We start from the raw sequence: 23,665 nt of genomic DNA, 5'->3' as shown, positions 1-23,665 counted from the left end.
TTATTGATTCTGCAAGGATGTAGCCGTGTTAACACAGAAATCTTCTGACCTGACTGCCGGTTTTATGGTGGTGCATGCCAATTTACCCGAGCAATTGCGCGCGCTTTGTACCGCATGGATGGCCGCGTACCCGCTGGATGTATTTGAAGCTGAAACTATTCTGGTGCAAAGCAATGGCATCGCGCAGTGGTTGAAACTGGCTCTGGCTGCCGAACCTGCTGCGGATGGCAGCGGCGGCCTTGGTATTGCCTGCGGTTTGCGTCTGGCAATGCCACACCGCTTTGTCTGGCAATTATACCGCTGGCTGTTACCTGATCTTGCGATCCCGGAACAATGTGCTTTTGACAAAGACCAGTTGCATTGGCGGCTGTTAAGGTTATTGCCGGAACTGTTGCAACGCGTTGAATTTGCCACATTGGCTCATTATCTGGCGGACGACAGTGAACAGCGCAAAGTAGACCAACTTGCGCTGAAACTTGCCGATTTATTTGACCAATATCAGGTCTATCGCGCCGATTGGCTGTTGTTATGGCAACAGGGAGACGATGTACTATTAGATGCGCGGGGGCAGCGCCAGCCATTGTCTGACGACAACCGCTGGCAGGCAGCACTGTGGCGCGCCATTTTGGCGGATATGCTTCCTGCAGAGCGCCGTTTCAGCCGCGCAGCGTTACAACAGGAATGTATCCGCGCGGCCGCTACATTTAGCCAGACCAATCGCCCCCCGCAGTTACCGCGCCGGGTGATGTTATTTGGCATCAGCAGTATGTCACAACAAAGCCTTGAGGCGCTGGCTGCTATCGCGCCTTACACCCAGATCCTGCTGGCAGTGCATAATCCTTGTCAGCATTATTGGGCCGATATTATCGCCGACAAAGATTTGTTTCGTAGTATGGCAGGGCTGCCTGTGCAAAGCCGCCAGCAACCTAAACCGGACGCCAGCGGACATCCGCTGTTGGCTGCCTGGGGTAAACAAGGCCGCGATTACATTCGCCTGCTCGACCAGTTTGACCAGACGCAACAATTCCGCCAGTTGTTCCGTGGCGAGCGCATCGATTTATTCAGTGACTATGATGACAGCCATCTGCTTGGCCAGCTGCAGCAGGACATTCTGGAGCTGCGGGATCTGCCGCAAAGCCGGCAACATTGGCCGCAACTGCAGCGGAAGCAGGCGCAGTCGCTGTGTTTTGCCCGCTGTCACAGCATAGTGCGGGAACTGGAAGTACTGCATGACGACTTGCTGGCGCAGTTCAGTCAGGACCCGACGTTGCAGTTCAGTGACATCATGGTGATGGTCCCCGATATCAACGAATATGCCGCTGCCATTCACGCGGTCTTTGGCCGCTATCGGCGCGATGATGACCGCTGTATCCCTTTTACCATCGCCGACCAGGCCGCCACCGTGCAGCAGCCGATGTTACAGGCACTACAATATTTGCTGAATATCCGCCAACAGCGGTTTTATGTCAGTGATATCATCGATTTATTGCAAGTGCCTGAATTGGCAGCAAAGTTCGAACTCGATGCGGCGGGGATCGGCAAGCTCAGCCAGTGGCTGATGCAGGCTGGTGCGCACTGGGGGCTGCACAGCGAGCAACGGCAAAGTCTTGGTATTCGCTATGACTACCAGCAGTTCAGCTTATTTCACGCGTTGCAGCGGATGTTATTGGGGTATGCCCTCGGCGATGATGTCGGTACAGATCAAGGCGGATGGCGCGAGGCAAACGCTGTCGACAGCAATGGTGCACCGCTTGGTGCGGTGCAGGGTCTGGAAGCCGTTTGTGCCGGCCAGCTGGCCTTGCTGTTGCAGCAACTGGACGATTGGTGGCGGCTCTGTGCTACTGCGCAGACGCCACAGCACTGGTATCAGCAATTGTTGCAGCTACTCGATGATTTTTTCCGGGCCGAAACGGAACAAAGCCTGCTGTTAGTGCAACAGCTACGCGATGAGCTGGGGCAATGGCAACAATCTTGTGAACAGGTCCGGCTGGAGTCACCGCTGGCTTTGCAACTGGTGGCAGACGCCTGGTTGGGGCAGTTTGAACGCAACAGCCTGCAGCAGCGATTTTTGTCAGGCGCGGTTAATTTTGCTTCATTGCTGCCAATGCGCGCGATCCCGTTTCGTCAGGTGCATTTACTCGGTATGCAGGATGGCGCTTTTCCGCGGGTGCAGCGGCGGCAGGATTTTGATTTGATGGCCGCGCAATATCGGCCGGGCGATCGCTCCCGGCGTGATGACGACCGTTACTTATTCCTCGAAGCGGTGTTATCGGCCCGCCAACGCCTGCGGATCAGCTGGCTTGGCCGCAGTGTGCATGACAATAGTGAGCGTGAGCCCAGCGTGCTGGTCGCACAATTGCGTCAACACCTGGCGCAAGGCTGGCAGCTGGCACCCGAAGCCGGTGATGATTTACTGGTCGTGCTGACCGAAGATTTCCCGCTGAAGCCATACAGTCAACGGTATCTATCCGGCGAACTGCAAACCTGGCAGCGGGAATGGCGCAGTTTTTATCAGCCGGCGGCGGCGGTACAAGAAGACGACGTCTTGCCGCTACAAGCGCCGGACCAGCCGTTGGACCTGACCCAGCTCGCCGATTTTTTACGCGATCCGGTGCGCTGTTTTTTCCAGCAGCGTCTGCAAGTGTATTTTCCTGCTCAGACTGCGTCGCATCAGGACGACGAGGCCTTTGCGCTGGATGGTCTCAGTAACTGGCAATTACAACAGCAGCTCTATAGCGCGCTGAGTCAGCAGATCCGGCTTGAGCCGGCGCAAGGACAATCCCGCGCAGCGCAGCTGCTGGAGCATCAAATGCAACGGGCTGTTGCCGCTGGTTTGCTGCCGGTTGGTGCGGCAGGCGAATTAGTCCGGCGTGAGTTATTGCAGCTAATGCCGGCGCAGTTGCAGCGTTTTGCCGCTGTGTTGTCGCGCAGTCAGCCATTATCACGCGACTTCGAGCAGGTCTGTTTTGCCGGTGTAGTGGCGCTCGACGGTGCTCAGATCGCCTGTCCGGTACAGGACTGGCTGAAGCAACTACGACAGGATAGTGACGGTGTGCTTTGGCAGGTGCAGCTGCAAGCCGAAGCCTTGCAACGCGATGGCCTGTGGCAATGCCGGCCACTGTTGCAACCTTGGCTGGCGGCCGTGCTGTCGGCGGCAGCCGGTCATCCGGTCCGGCAGTTTATCGTCGCTCCGGATGGTGATCTTTGCCTGCCGGCACTGGCAGTCGGAGATGCACAGCAGATCCTGCAACAGCTGTTACGGGCCTATTTGCAAGGCCAACAGCAGCCATTGCCGTTTGCCTTAACCCTGGCGTCAGTATTATTGCAAAGCAAAGCTGACGACAAACAATTGCAAAAGCTGCAGTTGTTATATGAAGGGACCGCTTTCAGTGCGGGATTGCTCGGCCAGAACGCTTATTTACGCCGCGCTTTCGCCAGTTTTGACGCCTTCTGGCAGCCTGAGCTGTCACCGCTGCTGGCTACACAGTTGCTCGGGCCTTTGTTAGAGGTATTGCAACAAACTGCAGTATCTATTGATTCCGGAGCGAACTAAATGCATCCGCTGAATTTTATGACCTTACCCCTGCACGGTACTTCGTTGATTGAAGCCAGTGCCGGCACCGGTAAAACTTATACCATTGCAGCGTTATATCTGCGCTTGGTGCTGGGGCATGGCCTCGCGGCACCACTGCGGCCTGATCAAATCCTGGTGGTCACCTTCACCGAAGCGGCCACTGCAGAGCTGCGTGGCCGTATTCAACAACGCCTGAGCGAAGCGGCGCTGGTGTTTGCAGCAGAACACGACAAAACCAAGCAGCCGGACACAGAGCAACGGGAGTCCGCACCACGCCAGGTCGATCCGGTGTTGCGTGCGCTGCTGGATGCCTTCCCGCAAGAGCAATATGGCCTTTGTGCTGCCCAGCTTGAACTCGCTGCGCAGTGGATGGACGAAGCGGCCATCTCGACCATTCATGGTTTTGCTAACCGGATGCTGAGCGAACACGCTTTTGCCTGTGGCAGCCAGTTTGAACAGACGCTGGTGACCGATCTGGCGGAGCTGCAGCAGCAGGTGGTGATGGATTACTGGCGCTCTGAGGTCTATCCGCTCGCGTTACCGCTATTTGTCCGCTATCAGCAAAGTTTCAGCACGCCCCGCCAGTTGTGGCAGGCGTTACTGCCGTTATGGCAAGAGCGCTTTGCGCCGCCGCCGCATTCGCTGGCGACGTTGCTGGATCAAGAGATCGAGGCCCGTCGCACCACACTGGCTGCATTAAAAGCGCCATGGCAGCATTGGTTAGATGAATTGGCCAGTTTGATCGAGGCCGGCCGGGCCGCCGGCCAAACCAATAATACCAAGCTCAGGCCGGATTATGTCGCCAAATGGCTCGCCGGCATTGCCGCCTGGCGTGACGACCCGGCGCAACTGGCGCCGGATATTGGCAAGGGTATCGAGCGGTTGACGCCAGAAGGCCTGGCCGATGCCTGGAAGGGCACAGCGCCATCGCATCCGGCGCTTGAGGCGATGGCGGCGCTGCCGCAGGCGCTGGCCGATTTACCGGATGTCAGTTTTGACCTTCGGCTACATGCGCTGGCTCAGGTACAGCAACAGTTTGGCGTATTAAAACAACAACGCGCCGAGCTGGGTTTTGATGATTTACTGGTTCAGCTCGACCAGGCGTTGCAAGGCGGATCCGGTGGCCAGCTCGCGGCAATGTTACGCAGCCAGTTTCCGTTGGCGCTGATCGACGAGTTTCAGGACACCGATCCGCTACAGTGGCGTATTTTCAACCAGATTTATCAGCCAGAGCGGCCGACGCCGGATTGTGGTTTGTTGCTGATTGGAGATCCGAAACAGGCGATCTACGGCTTTCGGGGCGCTGATATCTACACCTATCTGACGGCGAAACAGCAGACGCAAGGCCGGCATTTTTCGCTCGGGACTAATTTTCGTTCCACCAGCGCGATGGTTGAAGCGGTCAATCAGCTATTTTTACAGGCAGAGCAGCGCGACAGCGGGCTTGGCGCTTTTTTGTTTCGCCAACAAGGTGATTTGTTGTCATTTAGCCCGGTGGCAGCCAAAGGCCGGCCTGAGCAACTGGTGCTCGATGGCGCGCCGTTACCGGCGTTGCAGTGGGTCGCGCTTGATCAAAGTGCTAAACCGCTGAGTAAATCAGCCTACCTGGCGCAAAGTGCCCGCCATAGTGCGCAGCAGATTGTTACCCTGCTGAACGCTGCGCAGCAGGGCCACTGTGGTTTTCTGCAGGGCGCGGACTTACAGCCGCTGCGGCCCGCCGATATCGCGGTATTGGTCAACAATCAGCAGGAAGCTGACGTGATGCGTGCTGAGCTGGCCCAACTGGGCGTGCGCGCGGTGTATTTGTCTGACAAAGGCTCAGTCTTTGACAGTCCGCTAGCCGGGCAATTGTTATTGTGGCTGAGTAGCTGTGCTGAACCGCGGCACGCCGGCAAACTAAGGGCTGCGCTTGCCACACCGGCGATGGGCTGGAGTTACACCGACCTGCTGGCGTTGCAGCAAGACGACTGGGCGCTGGAGCACATGCAGCAGCGCTTTCTCGATTATCAACAGATCTGGCGCAGTCAGGGCGTGTTGGCGCTGGTACACCGGCTGTTGCAGGATTTTTCACTGGTGCAAAAACTGGCGACAGCGCCTGATGCGGAGCGGCAACTGACGGACTTGTTGCATCTGGCTGAATTGCTGCAACAGGCCGCGCGCCAGCTCGACGGTGAAGCGGCGTTATTGCGCTATTTGCAGCATCATCTGCAAGGCGACGGTGAGCTTGGCGCCGATGCGCTGAAATTAAGGCTGGAATCGGACGACGCCTTACTGAAAATCGTCACCATCCATAAATCCAAAGGCTTGGAATACCCGCTGGTGTTTCTGCCATTTTTACTGGCGGCGCGCGAACTCGATGCGAAGCAACTGCCTTATGTCTGGCACAAGGACGACGGCAGCCGACAACTGGCACAACAGTTTAACGAACAGAGTTTTGAGAGGGCTGAACGCGAACGCCTCGGTGAAGATCTGCGCAAATTGTATGTGGCGCTGACGCGGGCTCGGCATGGCTGTGTCGTCACGCTGGCGCCGTTAAAAGAACGCAGCGCACTGGCTTATCTGCTGGCGGCAGATGGCACGCTGGCGCCACAGGTACAGTGGCTTGCCGCGCCGTTGACCGCAGCGCCTTGTTTTGGTTTGGCACCTGCCGATCTGCCACCACCAGCACGCTATCAATGGCAAAACGGCGGATCACAAAGTGCCAGCGGCTTTTTGCTGCAGGGCATCAGCCCAAGGCCGGCGTGGCAAATCAGTAGTTACAGCGCGATTGCCATGGGCAGTCACTACCAGGAACAGGCCATGTTTGATGATCAGGGCCGTGCCGGCAACGCGAAAGTGCAGGAACTACTGCAACAGAGCGCACAGCTACCGACCGAATCTTGGCCGCAGGAGACGCCGGGTTTTGCCCAGCGCTTTATCCGTGGCGCCGGTCCCGGTACTTTTTTACATGCGCAGCTCGAATGGGCGGCTGCGACAGGGGTTGCCACAGTCGTTGCCGATCGTACCTTGTTACAGGCACAGCTAGTGCAATCCGCGACACAGGCCGGTTTATTAAAACCGCTCAGTGATGGGCGCTGGCAACGGCTGATGCTGAACAGTGACAAAGAACAACCGAAGTATTGTGATGATGCCGCCAGTGCAGTGACTGAACTTGCTGACTGGTTACTACAGCTGTTGCAAATGCCACTGCCGGTGTTGCGGCAAGCCAATCTGGCACAGATACCCGCTTGTATTGCGGAACTCGAGTTCTTAATTCCGGCCGCCCGTGTTGATATTCACTTACTCGATCAGCTGGTGACCCAGCAAATCTGGCCAGACGTCGCGCGGGCAGAGTTGCAGCCCCGTCAGCTCAACGGCATGCTCAAAGGCTTTATCGATCTGACGCTGTTTGATGGTGAACGATATTATGTTGCTGATTTTAAGAGTAATTATCGTGAGGATGGCCGTTACACGCCGGAAAATCTGCAGCAAATGATGCTGGACGCGCGCTACGATCTGCAGGCCGCTTTATACGGACTGGCGCTGCACCGGCTATTGACCGCCCGCTTGCCGGGTTATCAGCCTGAGCGGCATATCGGGCCGGCGTTGTACTGGTTTTTACGCGGCAGCGCCGCCAACGTCAGTCCGAGCGAGGTCAACCAGATTGAGGCCAGCCAGAGCGGGGCGGCGCAGCAGGGAATTTTGGCCGTGCAGTTATCCGCGCCATTTATTCTGGCGCTCGATCAGCTGTTTCGTGGTGACGCAGGCCCGGCGCGGCGCTTGCTCAGTCAGTCGGCTGCAGCCTTATCATCCGCAGGAGCGCATTGATGATCGTACGCTTTTCCAGCACATTTGAAACCAAGCTCAGCCAGTGGCAACAAGCGCAGTTGCTCAGACCACTGGATGTGGCTTTATTGCGGGCCATACCGCAGGCTGAAACATTGCCTGAGCCACTGCTGTTGTATCTGATGCTGGCCAGCGCGCAGTTGGCGCAAGGCCATCTATGCCTCGATTTTACTGATGCAGCCAAAGAACCACTACGTTTATTACCGGTAGCCTTGCGGCAAAGTTCGCACGCCACCAAGCTGAAGGATTTTTGCCGGCAGCATCCGCCAATGCAGGCGGCCAGTGAGCTACTGGCTTATCCGGCCTTGGTCAGCACGGATCCGCGACAGACCAGCCAGCCATTTATCCTGCGCGCCAATCGTCTGTATTTGCGCCGTTATGCTGCCGATGAACAGAGCATTGCCGATTTTATCGACGGCCGCCGCCAGGTAGATCTGCAGCTGCGCCGACAGGTTGAGCCGGCTGTCTTCAGACAGTTGCTGAGCTTGTTGTTTCCGCCTGAAGGCGTTGATGTCAACTGGCAACAACAAGCTTGTGCGCTGGCCGCCAGCAGTTATTTTGCCGTGATCACCGGCGGGCCGGGCACCGGTAAAACCACCACGGTACTGAAACTATTGTTATTGCTGCTGCGCCAGTCGGCGAGCGGTCTGCATATTGTGCTGGCGGCGCCGACCGGTAAAGCGGCAGCGCGGCTGACCGAGTCGCTGACGCAGTCGCGCTTGCAGCTGGCGCAAACGCTGCCGCAATTGGCCGATTTGTTGCCACAATTACCGGCGCGGGCGCAAACGGTGCATCGGTTACTGGCGCCGAAGCCGGACGGCAGTGGGTTTCGTTTTCATGCTGGTCAGTTATTACCGGCCGATGTGGTGATCGTCGATGAAGCGTCGATGCTGGATGTCAGTTTATTTGCTGCGCTGGTGCGCGCCTTGCCACCACAATGCCGGCTGATTTTACTCGGTGACAAGGACCAGCTGGCGTCGGTCGAAGCCGGCGCTGTGCTGGCGGAGATCTGCCGCAATGCCGAAGTCGGCGGTTATAGCCAGCAAACAGCAGACTGGCTGGCGCAACTGACCGGTGCCGCGCTGCCGGCTGCATTTTTAAGTACGCAGCCGGATGCGTTGGATCAGCATGTCGTGATGCTGCGTAAAAGTCACAGATTCAACGAACACAGCGGTATTGGTCGGTTAGCGCGGGCGGTCAATGTGGGGGCACACCAGGCGTCGCAGCTATTCCAATTTACAGCCGCCATTGCTGTTGAAGGTGATACTGACGTTGATACTGATACAGCCGTTGTAACGACCGATTTACACGCCGTATTGCTGGCAAAAGATCAGCTGGCGCAGCAGGTCAGTGCGCGGATGGTGACATTGCTGGCGCCGTATCTGCAGTTGCTGCAACAGCCTGTAACCAGCACGAACATGGCAGCGCAAGCGCAGGCGTTACATCAGCAGTTTGCCAAAGTGCAGTTGCTCTGCGCATTACGTCAGGGCCCGGCTGGGGTTGAAACCATTAATCTGGCACTGGAACAGCGCTTGGCGCAGCTGCGGCTGATTGGCAAAAACAGTGGCTGGTACCACGGCCGGCCGGTGATAGTGCTGCAGAATGATTACAGTACTGGACTGATGAATGGCGACATCGGTATTTGTCTGGCGGTGGAACATGAAGGACAACCACAGCTGCGGGTGGCGTTTTTGCAGCCTGACAGCAAGAATCACAGCAGCGTGCGTTGGTTCCTGCCGGGACGGTTACCACAGCTGGAAACCGCGTTTGCCCTGACCGTACATAAATCACAAGGCTCTGAATTTAACCATGCGGTGTTGCTTTTACCGCCTACTGAAAGCCCGGTATTAACCCGGGAGCTGATTTATACCGCGATCACCCGTGCGCGCACAGAGTTCAGTCTGTTTCTGACCGACTGGCAGGTGTTTGAGCAAGCGGTCGCGCGGCGTATTGTCCGTCAGGGTGGGTTACGGCTGAATTAGCGTATTTTGCTGATCTGCCGTGGCCAATAAGTCGCTTTGCTGCATATCGGCGCAAAACCACTGCACAAACTGATTGATCTGCTGCTGTTGCTGGCTGCCTGGCCGGTAATGCAGCTGATACTGGCCCCAGGGTAACTGATAGCGCCACGGCAGCAGCGCTTTGAGCGTACCGGCCCGTACCGCATCACCGGCGATAAAGCTGTTACTGAGCGCAATGCCTTCGCCGCTGCTGACTGCTTTGGTTGCCAGTAACGCCAGACTGACCTGGCGCAGTTGCAGCTGTGCCGGTGCATTTAACTGCATCTGCTGGCGCCATAATTGCCAGTCCTGACCTTGCTCTGAGCTGTACAGCAGCGCGCCAAACACCGAGGCCGGATCGGTTAAATCCAGTTTGGCATATTGCGCCGGACTGCAGACCGGAAACCACCATTCCGGCCGCAGTGCCACAGTGGCAAAGCCGGACGGGCAGGGCCAGGTCCCGAGGATCAGATCAAACTGGCTGACATCAAGGCTCGCCGCATTCGATTCCATATGTAACAACGTATCGACCTGGGGATAGGCGCTGCGAAACGCATTGAGCCGCGGTGCCAGAAATTCTACTGCGATCGAGGTTTGGGCTGCGATCGCCAGCCGTCGTCCCGGTTGTTGCACCAGATGCTGGCACACTGAGCGCATGCGGAAAAAACTCTCCTGCAACACTGAAAACAACGTTGCCCCTTGTTCAGTCAGCTGTAACGGCTGTTGTTTGCGGTTGATCAGACTGCAGCCGAGCTGTTGCTCCAGCAGACGGATCTGATGCGAGATGGCGCTCTGGCTGACAAACAATTCCTGGCCAGCGGCGCTGAAGCTGTGTAAACGGGCAGTGGCTTCAAAGGCCTGCAAGGCTTTGAGTGGCGGTAGTGGCTGCATAGGTATGAATCCAATACATGATGTGGTGAAATCATATCATTTAAATTCATGTTGTAAGCAGAGCATACTGCAAAGAACTTACATTGATTCACTGCGGAGTATTTTGTATGTCGCAATCTGTTCACCCTATATCTGTTCGTCGTATTGGCGGAGCCGACCAGGCCACTGTGCTGGCGTCGTTGTCAGACATGCGTGCCGGCGTAGCGCCGATCGCTGTCACTGAGTATCAGGCGCGCATTGAGAAAGCCTGCGCACTGATGCGCCAGCACGAAGTTGCGGCGATTTACTTAAATGCCGGCAGCAGTTTGCTGTATTTTACCGGCACGCGCTGGTACGCCAGTGAGCGGCTGGTCGGCGCCGTGCTGACCGCCGACGGTGTGCTGAAATACATCGCACCTGTGTTTGAAATCGGCACGTTGGGTGAGTATCAGCAAATCAAAGCAGAGGTGATTGGCTGGGAAGAAGATGAAAGCCCTTATCAGCTGTTGCTTGATACGCTTAACAATCTCGGCGTTGCGGCGGATGCCCGGGTCGGGCTTGATGAAAGTACAGCATTTTTTATTGTCGATGCGTTACAGCAACTGGCTCCGGCGCAGCGGTTTATTAATGGGGCGTTGATCACGGCAGCCTGCCGGCGGCAAAAATCCGCGGCAGAGCTCGCCATTATGCAGCGGGCGATGGATATGACGCTGGCGGTGCATCAGGCGGTTGCGCAAATTCTGCGGCCGGGCATCAGCACGCTGGAGGTCGAAGCTTTTATTGATGAAGCACATCGGCGCGTCGGCGCGTCCGGTTCCTATTTTTGTATTGTGTTGTTTGGCGAAGCGACCGCTTATCCGCATGGCGTCAAAGATCCACAACAGCTGCAGGATGGCGATATGGTGCTGATCGATACCGGCTGCCGCCTGTTGGATTATGTCTCTGACATTACCCGCAGTTATGTGTTTGGCGTACCAACTGCGCGCCAACGTGCGATCTGGCAATTAGAAAAACAGGCGCAGGCTGCCGCATTTGCTGCAGCAAAGCCGGGTACTCCTTGTGGTGCGGTCGACGATGCTGCCCGTGCGGTGTTAACTGCCGCGGGCCTGGGTCCGGATTATCGTTTACCGGGATTACCGCACCGCACCGGCCATGGCATTGGTCTGGATATCCATGAATGGCCCTATCTGGTGCGTGGCAACGCGACACCGCTCGCCGAGGGCATGTGCTTCTCCAACGAACCGATGATTTGTATCCCCGGTGAATTTGGCGTGCGGCTGGAAGATCATTTCTACATGACCGCAGCCGGGCCACGCTGGTTCACTGAACCGGCGCTGAGTATCGAAGATCCGTTTGGCTGGCTGCAGGATTAAGAAAAAGCGCAAAGTGATTGGACGGGCAGGCAAAAGTCCGGATAATAACCGCCATTATCTGCTGTTTTTGGAGTGATCATGGATTGGTGGTTGTTAATTCAGGCCTTTATCTTAGGCGTAGTTGAAGGTCTGACTGAATTCTTGCCGGTGTCCAGCACCGGCCATTTAATTGTGGTCGGCGATTTGATTGGCTTTCATAACGATGGCCGGGTGTTTGAAATTGCCATCCAGCTTGGCGCTATTCTGGCCATCGTATTTGAATATCGGCAGCGGTTTATCGGCGTTGCCTGTGGTATTACCCACGACCCGAAAGCACAACGCTTTGTCTTGAACCTGCTGGTGGCGTTTTTACCGGCAGCCATTATCGGTTTGTTATTTATCAAAACCATCAAATATTACCTGTTTAATCCGGTGTCGGTGGCGGTGATGTTGATTGTCGGCGGGCTGATTATTCTATGGGCTGAGCGGCGCATACATCAGGCAAGGGTGCACGATGTCGACGACATGAGTCTGCTGGATGCATTTAAAGTCGGTTGTGCGCAGGTGGTGTCGATGATCCCGGGCACCTCACGTTCCGGTGCAACCATTATCGGTGGTTTGTTTATTGGTCTTGATCGGAAAGTCGCTGCCGAGTTTTCGTTTTTTCTGGCTGTACCAACCATGTTTGCCGCGACTTTTTACGATATCTATAAACATCGTGACATGCTGCAAATGGCCGATGCACCGATGTTTGCCGTCGGTTTTGTCACGGCATTTATCAGTGCGCTCTTGGCTGTCCGTACTTTGGTGCGTTTTGTTGCGAACCACAGTTATGAGATCTTTGCCTGGTATCGCATAGCCTTTGGCGGCCTGATTTTACTGAGCTGGCAGCAGGGCTGGGTCAACTGGGAATTGCCGGCATAACGCATAGTGATCAATGGTCGCGACTTGTTTAAAGAAATGAAAAAGCCGCCAATTTCTGGCGGCTTTTTGCTGTCTGCGGTTCATCCTGTTTATCCCGGGGCGACCGCTTTGGTTTTCAGCATTTCAAAGAAATGTGCGCGGGTTTTCTTTGAGAAGAAGATAAAGAAAAACGACGCATAAGCATAAGAAATTAAGGTCGCCCAGGCGGCGCCTTCAATGCCCATGCGCGGGATCAGTAAGAAGTTCAGGCCCACGTTCAGTAATGCACCGACGCCATGACTGAGCAGGCTCAGCGGTTCGTTGCCGGTGATAATTAAATGTTGGCTAATCAGCGCGCGGACAAATACAAAACAACCTGCCCAGACATGAATTTGTAGCACTGTAGTCGAACCGGTGAATTTCTCGCCATAAGCAAACAACATGATCCAATATGCACTGACCGTCATGCCGACAGAAATCAGCAGTGCCAGCGAAAAGAACTGCAGACCGCGCCGGCGCAGGATCAGCAGATACTGTGGCCAGCTTTGCTCAAAGGCCTTTAATAAATCCGGGTAATAACGCGCAGCTAATGTCACCGGGATCACGTACCAAAGTTCTGAAATCCGCGCCACTGCGGTGTACTGACCTGTCGCTGCAACACCTAACATACTTTCAATCATGACCGTATCAATTTTCAGATACACCACCGACACGATGCCAGACACCCATAACCAGGACGCGCGTTGCAACATCATTTTGCCGGCTGACCAGTCAAAAAACTGCCAATGAAAACGAGCCTCAGGCGGGGTATACCGACGGTACCAATAATATTGCACGGCACCGGTCAGCAAAAACTCGATGCCGACAATCAATAACAAAAAGCTGATGCCGGCGCCATAATACAAACCGACAATCCGCACAACCAATGTAAGCAGTGATACGGCAATTTTGGCCAGTGCCACTGCGCGAAAATGGCCCAGATAATTCTGTTGATATTCAAATAAAATCAGTGAAAAAAAGCTTTGCAAGATAAACAGCACCGATATTTCTATCGGGCCCGCGGCGAAATAATGCGGATAAAACAGCATAAAGCCGGCGATCATCAGCAGACCAAAAAACAATCCGGCCATTAAGCGCAGCCACACGGCTGTTTGCAGAAATTGCAACGCTTTGACCGGGTCGTTTTGGGTACTGGCCATTTTCTGTACCAGATTGTTCATGCCGAGGTTAGTCAATGGCGCCAGAAAAGCCGCCCAGACCATCACTAGCCCATAGGTACCCAGCGCGCTATCACCCAGCATCCGCGCCACCATAAAAGTGACGACAGCTCCTGCGCCCAGGCGAAAGAAGCGTTCAATCAGCAGCACGACTGAGCGTGCGGCCAGTAGTTTACGAATTCTTTTTAGCACGTTGTCTGGCTTTATAACGTTTAACAAAACGGGTGATCCGCCAGATGTATTGCAGCGACATTGAATACAGCGCGAAGATCAGCAGGAATAACAACAGCATAATCAGATCTGGCACCATCAGGTACTCACCAACTACACCGATAGTGGCCAACATCGCGGCCAGGCTGGTGATCACCACCAGCGCCTGCCTTGAATTGAGGCCTAAGCGCAGGAAGATATGGTGTAAATGTTCGCGGTCAGCAATTAACGGCGACTGCCCTTTGCGAATGCGGCGGATCATAATCGCCACCATATCCATCAGCGGTATGGCGATCACCCACAATGCGGTGACCGGGCGGAAACTGGCGCTATCACTCTGGCTCCCGACAATTAACAGCCAAATCACCGACAGACCAATCAGCATGCTGCCGGCGTCGCCCATAAAGATTTTGCCTTTGCCTTTGCCGACCAAATCCAGGTTAAACATCAAATAAGGGATCAGCGCGAAAACCAGCACCATCGGTAGTACAGCGTGTTCAAGCTGGCCGCCGATCCCCATCATCAGTGTCAGCGAAACAAAGCTGACTCCGCTGAGCATCCCCGCCAGGCCATCGATACCGTCGATCATGTTAAAGGCGTTAATCGCGGCTATTACCGCAATGACAGTGAACGGAATACCAATGTAACCGAGGCCTACAGCGCCAAGCCCAAACAAATCGCCAAGGTTAGCAACATACAACTGCAGACCGTACATCATCACCAGCGCGATCATGACCTGCGCAACTAAACGGATTTTCACACTTAAATCAAGGAAGTCGTCAAACACGCCGAGGATCACAATAGTGCCGCCGCACAACAGATAATACCAATGCGTATCACCGGGCAGACCAAACACACTAAGCGTGATCGCAACTCCGGTAAACACCGAAATGCCGCCAATCAGCGGGATAGCGCCGACATGTTGTTTACGGCCATGCGGTTTATCGACCAGCCCAATGCGATTTGCCACTGGGATGAGGATAAAAATTGCGAGCAGGGTTAACACAAAAGTGGTGGCAAAGAGCACCATATGTTCACGCATAGAAGATTCCGCTTGGGTCATGTTGTTCTAGTTCTGTTATCGGCCGATTATAGGTGAACAACTTCGCGCTTACTATCAGGCACATGTGAAATCAGCAGCTTAACTGCGCTTTATTTCAGCATTCAGGGAAAAAAGCTGTGGCTGGCGCCGGTGGATTGGTTGTTGCAAACAAGGTTTTGCCAGTATGATCAGGATCTGTCCTGATGCGTGGGGGGTCTGATGTCACAACGTCTGTTAATTTTAACCAATATGGGCCCTAAACCGGCAGCACCTTTTCAGGGCGTATTTGTGCGCAATCAGGTCGAAGCGCTGGCGGCCTTAAATCCGGCCTATTTTCAGATGGAATGGCAAAACGACCGGATGCCGTGGCGGTTATTACGCTATCCAATCTTTTGGTTGCAGTTTGTCTGGCGATATGTGCTGAGTCGTCAGCGTTTTGATGTGCTGCATGTACATTTTTTTTATCCAACCATCTGGCTGGCGCTGACCTACCGGCTGCTGCGCAATCCAAAGGTAAAAATCGTCGTGACCTGCCATGGCACCGATATTTATGCCTATCAGCCTGAATCGACCTTGTATAAAGCGGCAGCAGCGCAGGTGGACCAGTGGATCTTTGTCAGCGCACAGCTGCAGCAACGTTTTTTCCGTCAGGACATCCGCGCCGAAGTGCTGCCAGCCGGCATCCATGCCTTGTATGGTCAGGTGCCGGCATTGCCGCTGGCTGAAAAAGACATCGATGTGTTGTATGTCGGCACACTGGACTTGAATAAAGGCATGGACCGGCTGATTGCGTTATTGCCCGCGCTAGCCGGCAAAAAAGTGATGGTGATTGGCCATGGCCCCTGGCATGCGCAGCTCAGTGCCGCCGCGTTACAGTATCCGCAATTAATTCTGGTGTCGGCACAGGGCGCCGCTCAGCTTAAAGATTATTATCAGCGCAGTAAGTTGTTTCTCAGCCTGTCGCGCAATGAGTCTTTTGGCTTAGTGATGACCGAGGCGATGGCCTGTGGCACGCCTGTGGTGGCGACGACCACGGACGGCTCCCGGATGCAGATCCAGCATGGCAGCAACGGCTATCTTGTCGATACACCGGATGAAGCCACATTGCTGCAGGCGCTTGGTGAAAAAATTCAGTTATTGTTAAGTTTGCCGCCGGCAGATTATCAACAACTGCAACAAGCTTGTCAGACCAGTGCGCAGCCGTATTTGCTCGACAAAGTCGCAGCCCGATTAACCCAAATTTATCAGCAGCTAACTACTAAGCCTGCTGACAACAAAGAGTGATCTGACATGCAACAACCTGAAGTGGTGAACGTGGGTGGACTGGATGTGATGGCCTTTGCCAGCATGCAGCAATTAGTTGAGTTTATTGTGCATGATGATGGCACTGTGTTCGCAGGCTCCGCTATCGCGATCAATCCGGAAAAAGTCATGAAAGCGCGTGAAGATGCCGCGCTAAAAACCATGTTAAATCAAGCCGAATTGCGCTATGCCGATGGTATGGGCGTCGTGAAAGTGATGCAAAAGAAGCTGGGGCGCAAAGTGGATCGGGTGCCGGGTTGCGAAACCTGGGAAGCGATTATGTACCGGGCTGCGGCGAAACAAGTGCCGGTGTTTCTGGTCGGCGCCAAACCGGAAGTGCTACAGCAAACCCGCGACAAGCTGACCGCTGCCGGCGTTCAGGTAGTGGGCGCACAGGATGGTTATTTTAAAGACGAAGCGGCACTGTTGCAGCAAATTCAGCACAGTGGCGCCAAAATCATCACCATTGCCATGGGTTCTCCGAAGCAAGAGCTGTTGATTGAACGGGCAAAAAAGATCATACCCGATGCCTACTTTATGGGGGTCGGCGGCACTTATGACGTGTTCACCGGCAACGTCAAACGCGCCCCCGCACTTTGGTGCAAACTGAACCTGGAGTGGGCATATCGCTTGCTCAGCCAGCCGAGCCGGATCAAACGGCAATGGAGTCTGGTGGAATATCTGTGGCTTTATCTGACGGGCAAGTTATAGAATCATCATTCTGACAGCCTCCTGCCAACCCATTGACCGAGAGCAATATTTTGACAGCTGAAACGCCTGAACGCGCACAAACCGTGGCGCCGCTGATAAGCGTATATATGCCAACCTATAATCGCAGCGAGATGATGCAGCGTGCCGTCAATTCGGTGCTGGCACAGGATTATCCGAACTTTGAACTGTTGATTGTCGATGACTGTTCGCCTGATAACACCTGGCAGGTGCTGAACGATCTATATGGCGAGCATCCGCAGATCCGGCTGTTCCGCCAGGAAAAAGGCCAGGGCGCCTGTGCTGCACGGAATATGGCGATTAAAGCGGCGGCCGGAGAGTTTGTCACTGGTATCGACGACGATGATGAATTTTTGCCAACACGCCTGTCGGGCATGATGGCGGCTTACGATGATCAATACTCTTGTGTTTGTACCGGTTATTTCTGGGACTATGGCTCTGTGCGTAAAGCACTGTACACCGAGCAGAAAATAGTCCGGTTGCCGGAAGTGCTGGACGCGCACTGCCTGTCGAATCAGGCGCTGGTTCGTACCAGTAGGATGCTGGCACAGGGCGGTTTTGATGAAACTCTGGCGGCATTTCAGGACTATGATATGTGGCTGCGGATGGTGGCTGCTTATGGTCCGGCCTTACGTCTGGCTGAAGCGACTTATGTCGTGCATGTCGGCCATGAATTAGGTCGCATCACGACGTCGCCTAAACGCCTGAATGCACAGGCGCAATTTGTGGAAAAACACCGGCCATTAATGAATGAGCGCAACCTGCATAATCAGGCGTTTTACCGGCGCACGATGCAGCAGGAGCCGCTGTCGCTGGCCGAGTTAATTGGCTCGATGCGTTATGGCCTGGTGGAAACCAAAGTGCGTTATTACCTGAAACATAAAATGCAATGGCTGATTAAAGTACGTAAACAGCTGTTGTCAAAGGGCATCAAAGGCCTGTTTGGACCTAAATAATGCTGACAACTGAACTTGAATTCACCGGCCAGTTGTATCTGGTCGTTCGCCGGCTAAAGTGGTGGTTACTGGTCGTTGCGGCGGCCTGTGCACTTGCTGGCGCTGTGTATGTCAAACAACACCGGTTCCCGGCCAGTGTCGATGGCCACTTCTCCTTAACGGAGACGAGGGTGAGTTTACTCGCAGCTGACTATCAGCACGTGGCTGCCAATACGCAGCTGTTTATTGGCGCGCTGGAAGTCGATGAGTTGGCCCGTTTCAGTTTATTGATGGATAGTGCCGCGGTCTGGAATGGCCTGTGGCAGGACAAAATCTGGTGTCAGCAGCAACCGGCGTTGTGTGCAACTGACGCGACTGCTGCGGCAAAACTGTCCAGTCAATGGAAAGCTGCTTTTTCACAGGAACACAAACGCCGCGGTAACTTATTGTATTTCCGCCTGAAAGCCGAGTCGCCTGAACTTGCTGCCGCATTGTTACAACAGTTGATCCAGCAGGCTGAACGGCAGGACCAACAAGAGCGGCTGCAACGCCTGCAGACGCAGCAACAGCAATTGCAACAAGCGTTGGACACCGCTTCTACCGTGGGTGAACGGTCGGAACTGACCCGGCAATTGGATCAGAATTTAGCGGAGCAGAATCTGTGGCGTCAGGGCTATTATCCGGCGTTGAAACCGGTTGCTGCGTTGCAGCAAAAAGCCGCAAAAGCACCGTCGTTGCTGCTCAGTAGTCTTGCCGCAGCATTACTTGGCACTTTGCTGGCATTGACGCTGGCGTTGTTATTGCTGCGCAAATGAGCAGCCCCCAAGCCGCCACGGCATCGACGTTACTGCAGCCTGCCGCATTGGTGCCGACGCTGCGCCGGCTGGATTTATTGATCCTGCTGCTGGTCAAAACCTATCTGCTGGTGGATGCGCTGAACGGCTTTTTGTTGCAGCAATATGGCCAGGGGCTGCCATTGTCGGCGGCTTACAAATCACTGCTGATGGCGCTGATGTTACTGAGCTGCACTCTGACGCTCGGTCGGCGCATTGCGTTGTTACCGGTGATGATGGCGCTGTTGTTAACCGGGCCTGTGATTAGCTTTTTCAGTTTCGGTCATGCCGCCGGGCTTAGTTATGACATCGGTATGGTGTTGAAGTTGCTGGCGCCGTTGCTGGCGGCCTGGTATTGCTTTGGATTGTGTCAGCGCGACGCAGACCTCGCCCGGCGCAATCTGCATCAGCTGATGTGGCTTGGCTTTAGCATTATCGTGCTGAACTTGCTGCTAGGCCGGCTCGGCTATGGTTTATCGGCGTATTTGCCCAGTGATTATTTTCCGGATCAGCAACTTGGCTCCAAAGGTTTTTTTAAAGCCACTAACGAGTTATCAGCGTTATTGTTGGTGTTCAGCGCTTATTTGTTTGCCTGGTATTGGCCACGGCAAAAAGCAGTGTTTGCGCTGGTCTTGCTATTGAGTTTGTTTTGCAGCAGCACTTTACTGACCAAAACCGGTAATGCCGGTGTGTTGCTGTTGGCGCTGCTGATCCCATTTTTACAGGCCCGTTCACTGTGGCAGCCATACCGGCGTTTGATCCTATTGGCCTTAGCTGGCGGCGCTGTGCTGACGCTGTTACTGGCCTGGCAACTTCCGGCGATTTTGCCGCATCTGCCGTTGTCGGAAAAACAGCAGCTGGTGCTGCAACAGCAGGGGGCGATAGGTATTGTGCTGTCAAACCGTGATCTGTTTGTGCGGGATAACTGGGTGTTTGTTGAGCAGTATTTTCCGACCTGGCAGCATTTGCTCGGCGTTGGCAATGCTGGCCTGGCACTTTACAGCAGCAAACCGCTGGCGGAGATAGATCCGGCAGATCTGTTTATCTGGTTCGGTGTGGCTGGCCTTGGTTGGTATCTATTGTGGTTTGCCGGCGTGATACGGTTGGCCCTGGCGGGCTGGCGACTAGCGCCGCAATCGGTTGCCGCCGGTGTGCTGGCGCTGAATCTGTTGTTGTTGGTGGTAGCGTCGATGGCCGGGCATGTGCTGACATCTGGCATGCTATGGATCCCCTGGGGTATGCTGAACGGTGCCTGGGCTTTGTGGCTTTCTGCTGAACAGCGGCTTTCTGCAGAGCAGGGGCTTTCTACAGAGCCGCGGCTTTCCACTGAGGAGCATGCACATGCTGCGCAGTGATTTTGTCCGCAAACTAATGAGTAACAGCGTGGCACAGGGGCTGAATTTCGGCTCGCGCTGGTTGTTAAATCTTGCACTGGCGCGTCACCTGTTGGAGCAGGAATTCGGCATCTTCAGTTTCATCTATATGCTGGCCAATCTGTTTTTTCCGGCCATTGCCTTTGGCGCCAATTTCTATCTGATCCATCATGCGGCACAACAACGCCATATCAGTCAGTTGCTGCAAAGTCTGCGGATCAGCCTGCTGGTTTTTGCCGTGTTGAGCCTGGCCTGTGCGGCGCTGCTGTGGTGGACTGCAGCGGAACTGGCGTTGAGTCTCTATCTGCTTAGTTTGTTGATTGGTCTCAGCTGGGCGCTGAATCAGGCTTGTTTCAGTTATCTCAAAGGTGCACAGCAGTTTGCGCTGGAAGTTCGCAGTCAGTTTGTCAGTGTGGCACTGACCTTGTTGCTGGTCGGCGCTATTTTTGCCGGCTGGTTTACCGACACAGTGTCGGTGCTCGCCATGGTATTGCTGATCAGCATTTTCCCACTGCTCACCGCCGCAAAGGCGCTGTGGCCAGAGTATAAGGACTGGCGGGCGCAGCCGGTTGTGACCTGGCCCGGTCTTTGGCAGCAACTGCGTCAACGCTTCAGTTATGCCTGGCATGATGTGTTTGCTATTTACCTGACCAATATCCCTTTTGTCTTTCTGGCATTGTTCAGTACTTTGCTGGCACTTGGACAGTTTCGTAAGGCCTTTGTGCTGTTTATGCCGGTCACCTTGTTGCCGGTGGTGTTTTCCCAGGTGTTGCTGGCAAAGCTCAGTCACCAGCCGTTACTGACGGATAAATTACGCCTGTTTAAGCGCGTATTCCTGCTGAGCTTTCCATTGTTAAGTTTGCCGTATTTAGTATTGCTGCTGGCTTGTCCCTGGTTATATCCCTGGTTGCTGGCGGAGCCACTGTCGGCGCAGGCTCAGCTGATTTGTACTTTGGTGTTGCTGACCTTGTGGCTGACGCTGCTGAAAACATATTTTGAAGTTTGGATCACAGCATTAGGCTTGAATAAGTGGCGAGCGGTCAGTGTCACGCTGGTGGCGTTGATTGGCTCTGCGGCATATCTGGTCGCGAACCAGCAACTGAGTGCCGAACTTGCCGCCTGGATATTTTTTGCCACCAATCTGTTGGCGGTCTTGTCATTGTTGGTACTCAGTGGCTACGGTATTCGCCACGAGCGGCAACGAGAAGCTGCTACAAAGTCGTTGGCTGAGTGATTCTGAGCGTATCATCGCAATAAAAAAGCCGGGAGATCCCGGCTTTTTTAGCGATATGTTACTTCCCGTGAGGCAAGCCGGTCAGTCTTATTGACCAACGACGTTGATCACCGTTTTACCACTGAAATCACAGCTGGCAAAGGCCTTGTGTTTCACCAGGATCACGATGATATCGGCGGCCAGACCTTGCTCCAGTGACACCAGTTGGGCTTTAGCGTTGAGCTTGTTGGTGCTTTCCACATTAGGCTCAACGGCAAGCACTTTGCCTTCGTAGGTGTCAGCCAGTTTGTTGACGATATGCAGTGCCGGGCTTTCGCGCAGGTCGTCGATATCCGGCTTAAATGCCAGGCCAAAACAAGCAACAGACGGCTTATTCAGTGCATGATTGGCGACTGTGGTCATCACTTTTTGCAGCACCCATTCCGGTTTGAAGTCGTTGACTTCACGGGCGGTACGGATAAGACGCGCTTGCTCCGGTGCTGAGTGCACGATAAACCAAGGGTCAACGGCTATACAATGGCCGCCAACGCCGGCGCCAGGGGTCAGAATATTCACACGCGGGTGGCGGTTTGCCATCCGGATCAGTTCCCAGACGTTGATATTGAGCTTGTCACAGATCAGCGACAGTTCGTTGGCAAAAGCGATGTTGACGTCGCGGAACGAGTTTTCCGTCAGTTTTGACATCTCAGCAGTGCGGGCATCCGTCTCCAACAATTCACCAGCAACAAAGGTGCGATACAGCTGTTTAGCCATTTCAGAACAGGCTGGTGTCAGGCCACCGACGATACGGTCGTTGGAGATAAGTTCCTGCACGACTTTGCCCGGTAACACACGCTCAGGACAATAGGCCACATGGATGTCCGGGCTGTTTGAATCTGTCGGAAGCGTCAGATCAGGCCGGACTTCTTTAATCCATTTGCACATCAGTTCTGTGGTACCAACCGGGCTGGTTGATTCCAGCACTACCAGATTGCCTTTTGCTAATACAGGCGCAATCGATTTAGCTGCCGCTTCGACATAAGACAAGTCTGGCGATAAGTCATCAAAAAATGGTGTCGGTACGGCAATCATAAAGGCGTCGGCCGGTGCCGCTTTGGTCTGGGCAGACAAGTAACCACCGGTTACTGCAGCGTTGACCAACAGATCCAGATCCGGTTCGATAATATGAATTTTACCCTGATTGATGGTATCGACTGCATGTTGGTTTACGTCGACGCCGATCACCCGCAGTTTGCGTGATGCCAGCATCGCTGCTGTTGGCAGACCGATATAACCCAAACCGATGACTGAAACAGTCTTTAACATAGCGTCACTCCGATTGTTTGCTATTTTTCGTTTATGTTATCACAGCTTAACGCTGGCAGATGCTGCGTTGCCAGCCCTTGCCGGCATTTTTTTCTCTACCAGACGCGCTTGTTTCTGCTTAGGGGGAACTTCATACTAAGCAGCTGAATTTGATAAGGGAGTTGTTGGTGAAAGATCTGATTGAGCCGTTTTTGTACCCGCATAATCTGTTTTTCTGGGGCTTGGTGGTTGCCGCAGTGCGCTACCGTAAGTCTGGTTTATGGCTGTTGTTGATTTGGTTTTATGCTTTTGGCAACGGCTGGGTCGCGAATCAGGTCAGGAACTGGTACAACGCAGACATCGCATCGACGCAGTTTCAAGCTGATTTTACAGGTAATTTTGTGTTACCGGGCTGCGGGGGAACTGAACAGACACTGCCAGATTGTGCCAAAGCGCGATTGACCCAGCTGGCGGACCTGGTGAACCAGACCTCGCATCAGGCGCCGCTAGTCCATATTACAACTTTGTTTTGCCAACCATATCTGGACTATCTGCAACCATTGCTCAAACGCGAAGTGCGGCTGGATTGTTTTCATGGCGGGGCGACCACCTATCATGAGTTTTATACGCTGAACAGCCGGCTTGATCACAAGGTCCCGCTCTGGTTTGTCACCAGTGACTACCACGCCTACCGCGTACATCAGCTGGCAATGCAATATGGTTTCGCTGCGAAGGTCTACGCTGCGCAGAGTTCAACTTTCAAACCGGTGAATTGCGGTGCGACCTGTTTTCTGACCGTCAATCTGTCGAATTTTGATTTGTTCGCCAAACTCACGGCCGAGATCAGCAGCTTTTATGTCTACAAACTGACCCAACGTTTTACCGACTGGTCGAAATAAAAAACCGCCGGGAGCGGTTTTTAACAACGCAAGGCGTTGGCCCAGAGGGGAAGCGCCATGGATGGCAGCGCATCACCGACAAG

At 54.3% G+C, this 23,665-nt stretch carries 16 protein-coding genes; 12 read left to right on the top strand and 4 right to left on the bottom strand.

The genetic code is table 11. From position 1 onward, the window contains the following. The first annotated feature begins 25 nt into the window (after positions 1-25). The 3 genes from recC to recD are packed head-to-tail and all read left to right on the top strand — an operon-like array spanning position 26 to position 9,381. Complete coding sequence (gene recC, locus ACQ66Q_RS05915; RefSeq protein ID WP_430455942.1) at positions 26-3,553, top strand: exodeoxyribonuclease V subunit gamma; 3,528 nt, start codon at positions 26-28, stop codon at positions 3,551-3,553. Then, complete coding sequence (gene recB, locus ACQ66Q_RS05910) at positions 3,554-7,381, top strand: exodeoxyribonuclease V subunit beta (protein WP_430455941.1); 3,828 nt, start codon at positions 3,554-3,556, stop codon at positions 7,379-7,381. Continuing rightward, positions 7,381-9,381, top strand: coding sequence for an exodeoxyribonuclease V subunit alpha (recD, locus tag ACQ66Q_RS05905; protein WP_430455940.1), 2,001 nt, complete (start codon positions 7,381-7,383; stop codon positions 9,379-9,381). The genes recB and recD overlap by 1 nt, the downstream gene beginning before the upstream one ends. Here recD and ACQ66Q_RS05900 read toward each other — a convergent pair. After that, positions 9,367-10,290, bottom strand: a complete 924-nt coding sequence (locus ACQ66Q_RS05900) for a LysR substrate-binding domain-containing protein (protein ID WP_430455939.1) — start codon at positions 10,288-10,290, stop codon at positions 9,367-9,369. The genes recD and ACQ66Q_RS05900 overlap by 15 nt on opposite strands. 107 nt (positions 10,291-10,397) lie before the next feature. Here ACQ66Q_RS05900 and ACQ66Q_RS05895 point away from each other — a divergent pair, with 107 nt between their 5' ends. Together ACQ66Q_RS05895 and ACQ66Q_RS05890 are read left to right on the top strand one after the other, a co-directional pair. Then, positions 10,398-11,642 carry a M24 family metallopeptidase gene (locus tag ACQ66Q_RS05895; RefSeq protein ID WP_430455938.1) on the top strand — a complete coding sequence of 415 codons (1,245 nt, stop codon included), beginning with the start codon at positions 10,398-10,400 and terminating at the stop codon, positions 11,640-11,642. Positions 11,643-11,720: 78 nt separating this feature from the next. After that, positions 11,721-12,545 carry an undecaprenyl-diphosphate phosphatase gene (locus ACQ66Q_RS05890; RefSeq protein ID WP_430455937.1) on the top strand — a complete coding sequence of 275 codons (825 nt, stop codon included), beginning with the start codon at positions 11,721-11,723 and terminating at the stop codon, positions 12,543-12,545. Positions 12,546-12,634: 89 nt separating this feature from the next. On the opposite strand, the gene ACQ66Q_RS05885 is transcribed toward ACQ66Q_RS05890, so the two are convergent. Together ACQ66Q_RS05885 and wecA are read right to left on the bottom strand one after the other, a co-directional pair. Continuing rightward, entirely contained in the window at positions 12,635-13,933 is a 1,299-nt protein-coding gene (locus ACQ66Q_RS05885) for a flippase (RefSeq protein WP_430455936.1), read from the bottom strand. Next, the gene (wecA, locus tag ACQ66Q_RS05880) at positions 13,914-14,993 is read right to left on the bottom strand and encodes a UDP-N-acetylglucosamine--undecaprenyl-phosphate N-acetylglucosaminephosphotransferase (RefSeq protein WP_430455935.1); all 1,080 of its coding nucleotides are present in this window, start codon (positions 14,991-14,993) and stop codon (positions 13,914-13,916) included. The genes ACQ66Q_RS05885 and wecA overlap by 20 nt, the downstream gene beginning before the upstream one ends. Before the next feature lie 219 nt (positions 14,994-15,212). Here wecA and ACQ66Q_RS05875 point away from each other — a divergent pair, with 219 nt between their 5' ends. The 6 genes from ACQ66Q_RS05875 (at position 15,213) to ACQ66Q_RS05850 (ending at position 21,399) form a co-directional block, all read left to right on the top strand. Next, positions 15,213-16,277, top strand: coding sequence for a glycosyltransferase family 4 protein (locus tag ACQ66Q_RS05875; RefSeq protein ID WP_430455934.1), 1,065 nt, complete (start codon positions 15,213-15,215; stop codon positions 16,275-16,277). A 6-nt stretch (positions 16,278-16,283) separates the two neighbouring features. After that, the gene (locus tag ACQ66Q_RS05870) at positions 16,284-17,006 is read left to right on the top strand and encodes a WecB/TagA/CpsF family glycosyltransferase (protein WP_430455933.1); all 723 of its coding nucleotides are present in this window, start codon (positions 16,284-16,286) and stop codon (positions 17,004-17,006) included. A 107-nt stretch (positions 17,007-17,113) separates the two neighbouring features. Beyond that, the gene (locus ACQ66Q_RS05865; RefSeq protein WP_430455932.1) at positions 17,114-17,980 is read left to right on the top strand and encodes a glycosyltransferase; all 867 of its coding nucleotides are present in this window, start codon (positions 17,114-17,116) and stop codon (positions 17,978-17,980) included. After that, the gene (locus ACQ66Q_RS05860; protein ID WP_430455931.1) at positions 17,980-18,774 is read left to right on the top strand and encodes a hypothetical protein; all 795 of its coding nucleotides are present in this window, start codon (positions 17,980-17,982) and stop codon (positions 18,772-18,774) included. The genes ACQ66Q_RS05865 and ACQ66Q_RS05860 overlap by 1 nt, the downstream gene beginning before the upstream one ends. Continuing rightward, on the top strand, positions 18,771-20,147 hold the full coding sequence (locus ACQ66Q_RS05855) for a hypothetical protein (RefSeq protein WP_430455930.1): 1,377 nt from the start codon (positions 18,771-18,773) through the stop codon (positions 20,145-20,147). Before ACQ66Q_RS05860 ends, ACQ66Q_RS05855 begins: the two co-directional genes overlap by 4 nt. Next, complete coding sequence (locus tag ACQ66Q_RS05850) at positions 20,134-21,399, top strand: lipopolysaccharide biosynthesis protein (protein WP_430455929.1); 1,266 nt, start codon at positions 20,134-20,136, stop codon at positions 21,397-21,399. The genes ACQ66Q_RS05855 and ACQ66Q_RS05850 overlap by 14 nt, the downstream gene beginning before the upstream one ends. An 87-nt stretch (positions 21,400-21,486) precedes the next feature. On the opposite strand, the gene wecC is transcribed toward ACQ66Q_RS05850, so the two are convergent. Next, positions 21,487-22,704, bottom strand: coding sequence for a UDP-N-acetyl-D-mannosamine dehydrogenase (gene wecC, locus ACQ66Q_RS05845; RefSeq protein WP_430455928.1), 1,218 nt, complete (start codon positions 22,702-22,704; stop codon positions 21,487-21,489). A gap of 167 nt (positions 22,705-22,871) precedes the next feature. Here wecC and ACQ66Q_RS05840 point away from each other — a divergent pair, with 167 nt between their 5' ends. Beyond that, positions 22,872-23,582 carry a hypothetical protein gene (locus ACQ66Q_RS05840; RefSeq protein ID WP_430455927.1) on the top strand — a complete coding sequence of 237 codons (711 nt, stop codon included), beginning with the start codon at positions 22,872-22,874 and terminating at the stop codon, positions 23,580-23,582. Positions 23,583-23,665 lie beyond the last annotated feature (83 nt).

This window comes from Rheinheimera sp., assembly GCF_965283995.1.
GTDB lineage: Bacteria > Pseudomonadota > Gammaproteobacteria > Enterobacterales > Alteromonadaceae > Pararheinheimera.
The sequence above is the reverse complement of the archived record's forward strand: the minus strand, read 5'-3'. Positions and strand labels throughout refer to the sequence as shown.